This is a genomic window from Desulfobacter sp. UBA2225, assembly GCF_002348205.1.
Taxonomy (GTDB): domain Bacteria; phylum Desulfobacterota; class Desulfobacteria; order Desulfobacterales; family Desulfobacteraceae; genus Desulfobacter; species Desulfobacter postgatei.
Genome location: NZ_DDYV01000237.1, coordinates 1 through 4,301, shown reverse-complemented (window position 1 = coordinate 4,301; position 4,301 = coordinate 1). Strand labels below are relative to the sequence as shown.

The following is a 4,301-nucleotide window of genomic DNA, read 5'->3' as shown; positions in this document are numbered from 1 at the left end:
AAAATTTTAATGCGTTTGCCCTGGGCGTTTTGGCTTCCAATACAGCAAGGGATGGGAATTCATAATTTGACTGCAATGAATCAACAAATAAAGGCTCCGGATTATTATTATCTCCAAGGAATATTACCATTGGGTTGGTGGCTGGCAATTCCCTGTTCTTACACCTGTTCATCTCATTGAGAGATTTGATCAAGTTAACATCATAATCGAGTCTAACAATCTGATTTAGCAAGCCAGTACCTGCAATTGGATTGGCAAAACTGATCAGATTAAGTTTCCTGTCTCCTATATTTTTCATTGAAGTGTCCCCTTTTCCCAATGTCGTTTCGCAATCCTTCTGGTTACAATGCCTGGGAGCAGGCATCCTGTCGCATCATTATCCTGCGAGAAGGATAAGTTTCTTGAGGATGTTTTGGAGATGTCTATTCTTTCAGGAATCGCTTTAGATTCTTGCTGCAGGCGGTCAATTTCACCTTCCTGTAGAGCGATTTTCTGTTTTAAAGGTTCATGGGCACTGTTTTCTCTCAAACTGCCGTCTTTGTTTGGACTTTCAAATTGAGTTGTTGTAATTTTTCGATTACATCGCCTGTTGAAGGCAGGTTATTTAAAGCTGTCCAGATGTAAACGATAGTTGTCACAAAATTTCAAAATGAATACGTATTTATCTATTCAAAGTAGAACTCAGTGTCAAGTAACATTTTAAAATACATAGATCATTTTTAGTAGCAGAGAATATCGACCGCCCATTTTTCTATACCGGAAATTCAAATAACTGTGGTGTCAATGTCCTGGGGCTGTGTAAACCCTAATCCATTGATTATCATACAGGCGAATGGGTTGTGGATACCGATGGAAAGACCACCGAGAAAATTACTTTATCCAGTTGGAAGGATTTTACCAGAACGTTATCAATGGGGAGATGATTTTCATACAGTGTTTCATCCAGCCATTCGATTTTTTTTACAGGGGTTTTTAAACCGGTTCGCCGGTATTTGAGCAAGGCTTCTTTGATGGTCCAGATTTTCAGGATGGTTTCAAGGTCTGCCCCGGCGTATGCGTTTCGCTCTTTTTCGGAAAATCCGGCGTGTAAAAGGGCCGGGATATCCACCGGGATTATGGCCTCCATATCAACGCCGATGGCATTGACGTCTCCGCACAGAGCTGCCAAAGCGTAATCCCCTGAATGCGTAATGGATATGGCATAATCAAAAGATGATGCCAGGACCGGTGCCCCGGATGCGTCATTATGTATCTCAATTGCATCCGGGGACAAGGCTGTCTGCTGCATGACAAGGTTTTTTACCGCCCATCGTCCGGCCAGTCGTTCCACCTGCTTTTTCAGGGCAAACAATTGATTTAGCCCATTGAGTTCAGCCGGGGAAAGCACAGGCTGTGCAAACTGATCCGGACGGAATCGGCAGCCGGGCCTGGTCTGGTAACCAGGCCCGACTGTTTGGGGTAATACCGCATCGAGCATTGCCGGAATGTGGACCAGACAAAAATCAATGCCCTGTTCCCGGAACAGCAGGCTCATGCGTTGCATCTAACCGACCATCAGGCTGTTGCGGCTGTTGCCATATCCAGCATGGGCATAGCGGGACGATTCTCTTCGGTCAGGTGATCCACCCGGACCATTTGAAAATCCTTAATATCTATGATCACACGGCCCGAAGTATCTGCCAGCTGCATATGATAGGTTTTGGTGTCACTGTCCTGGGCCATCCGCCGGGTCACGCAGAAATACGGCGTCTCCGGTAGAACCGCCCCTGCAAAGGAGACCTTGCCGATGGCATAGGGCAGCATCACGTCTGCACTGGTGAAAAATTCCAGTATGCCGCCGGTTTGGAATACAGCATCCATGATCACCACAGGGGTGGCAAATTCAGGATAAGTCCGACCTTTAAAAAATTCGCGGCCGGGCCGCCATTGAACCACTGTGACCAGGCTATCCTCATCCAGAGCGGCCAACTGATCCACGGAGCGGAACAGCCCGTCCATGAACAGGCGCTCCGGGTGGTAGATCTGTTCCTGCCACTCGGCATCGACCTTAAATTCCGACAGCGCCGGAATAGATATTTTATCCAGGGCGGGCGAATCCGTCCCGATTTTAAATTTGCCCTGGTAATGCAGGGTATCCTGGACAGGGGCTTTGCCTCCGGGCGGGGTGAAGACGGAGTGGATCTCGGTTGTTATTAAGCCGTCGGCATTTTTTTCAGCAAAGATTTCAATATCTTTGGGACGATTCTTTAACAATTTTATGCCATATGGAATTTTAAAATCACTGACCTCAAGGATGCGTCCTTGGGATCCGCTGCATTCCATAGCCGCTTCAGCCATGGTTTCCAAACCGGTTGCCCCTAAAAACAGCGGCACACCTTTTCTTGCATGGTCGAAAAGGAAAAGATCCCTGTCCGCTTCCAGAAGGCGTTTAAATTTCAGCCGGTTCGGGGTGGAATCCTTTTCCACGGTGTCCAGGAAGGGACCTATGGCAAGCAGGCCGTCCGGGTCAAATGCGGCTGGATTGTTTTCAGGAGGCGCACCAATCAGAATTTCAGTGCTGATCGGATTTTGCAGCTCTTCCTGGAAAAAACGGACCCCTTGGTTCACCGGAAGAAAGGCAATGCCTTTTTCCTTGAGCACAGCTTCAATCGTCCCTTGGGCGGCCATCCCGATTTCAGCCCATGCGGTCCAGTCAAACACTTTATAGGTCAGTTCCGGTGTTTTCAGGGCACTTGCCTGTATCATGGCCCCCATCATGTCGTTTCCTGCGGTGTAGTCAGACTGGGCCTCATTACCGAATCTGGCCGTGATGGATGAAAAACCGATGATATACCGGCAGTTTTTATTTTCAATGGCTGCCAGCACATTGGCCATCCCCTTGACCTTGGTGTCAAAAACCAGATTGAAATCATCCATGGATTTTTTTTCAATCATAATGCTTCTATCCACACCTGCGGCATGAATAACCCCGTCTATACGATCGTACCGGCTTGTCGCCTTTAGAACGGCCTCGGGGTCGGTGACATCCACGGCATGGTAATCCACCGCCTTTGCGTTGGCACGCAGTTGGGCCAGATTTTCCCGGGCCGTAAGAATCCGCCTCAATTGGGCTGTTCTGTTTTTCAGCTCCACGGGTTTGGCGTTCGGGTGTATGGTTTTAAGTGCGGCCATGATTTGTGTGTCATCCATGGCATCGGTCACAGCAATTTCCAATTCCTCTTCCACCCGGCTGCGTCCTAAAATAACCAGGTGCATGTCCGGACGTATAACCGCCTTGAGCAGTTCATAGGTGATACCCGCAGCACCGCCTGTGACCAGCAGGGTGTCGTTGTCCTTGATGACGGCGGCTCCTTGGCCCTGGGGCTGTAATGCCTCCGAACTGCCGGTCTTTGCACGGATACCGAATCTTAACCCCTTTTCAATGCCCACCTCCAGGCGGGTGCTGATGCTGAAAACTTCGTCCATGAAGACAGAAGCGGCTTGGGTTATATCGGCAAGCTCGTTTTTATCCATGAACTCCACCAGTTTCACCCCTGTTCCCGGGTACTCCTTGGATACGGTTTTCAGCAGGCCTGAAATGCCGCTGAAAACAGGAAAAATCCGATCCGGTGCAGGTTCCTTGAAACGGGCCAGAGCGGACTGGACCGATACGGCAGCTATACGGCCACAAGATTGATCCAGCCCGCTGCCGAATGCCTTGCACAACAGGAATAAAAATTTGACGGAGGCACTCTCTGCCGCCAAATTTTCACCTGAATCCATGGCAAAATCCAGGGGATGAAGGAAAAAGATCCCGGAAAGACCGTCATGTTCCACCTTGATTCTGGAGATGAGATCTTCGGCACCTTCAAGCCTGTTTAAATCAACGGTGTAGTCATCGTGTTCACCGTTACCCACACAGATTACATGCCCTTTGTTTTCTGTGATAAGATCCGCCACGGCCCGACCAAAGCCTTGTTTGTCCATGGTGATCAAATAGGTCTGCCCGTCAAAATTAAGGTTGCCGGGGAGAGGGCTGGACAGCTTGCGCAATCCAAAGGTATATCGTTGAATTCCCGAGTGATCCGATTGCATGGGGGACCGGCTTGCCTGCCCGGAATGACCGGTTTCAGGTACTTGACGGCCCGGGGCTGCAGACGTCGGTGAGTTCTTTGCATTGTCGTTTTGATCCCCAGCGAGTTGGGACTGTATATATTCACTGATTTTCCTGATGGTGTTCAATTCAGAAAGATTGATATCCTCGGGAACAGACAGGCCGTATGCTTTTGTAATCTTGCCGAAGGTCTCCACCTGCTTGACCG

At 49.1% G+C, this 4,301-nt stretch carries 4 protein-coding genes; all 4 read right to left on the bottom strand.

The window, feature by feature from the left end; genetic code table 11:
* Positions 1-298: hypothetical protein (locus tag B3D59_RS11935; RefSeq protein ID WP_286820028.1), on the bottom strand; the 298-nt coding region annotated here is incomplete at its 3' end.
* Positions 295-528, bottom strand: coding sequence for a hypothetical protein (locus B3D59_RS11930; RefSeq protein WP_286820027.1), 234 nt, complete (start codon positions 526-528; stop codon positions 295-297). The genes B3D59_RS11930 and B3D59_RS11935, both read right to left, overlap by 4 nt.
* Before the next feature lie 292 nt (positions 529-820).
* A complete protein-coding gene (locus B3D59_RS11925; RefSeq protein WP_286820026.1) occupies positions 821-1,543 on the bottom strand; it encodes a 4'-phosphopantetheinyl transferase family protein in 723 nt (240 codons plus the stop codon).
* Between the two features lie 11 nt (positions 1,544-1,554).
* Positions 1,555-4,301, bottom strand: a 2,747-nt coding sequence (locus B3D59_RS11920; RefSeq protein ID WP_286820023.1) for an SDR family oxidoreductase, incomplete at its 5' end; no start/stop codon positions are given.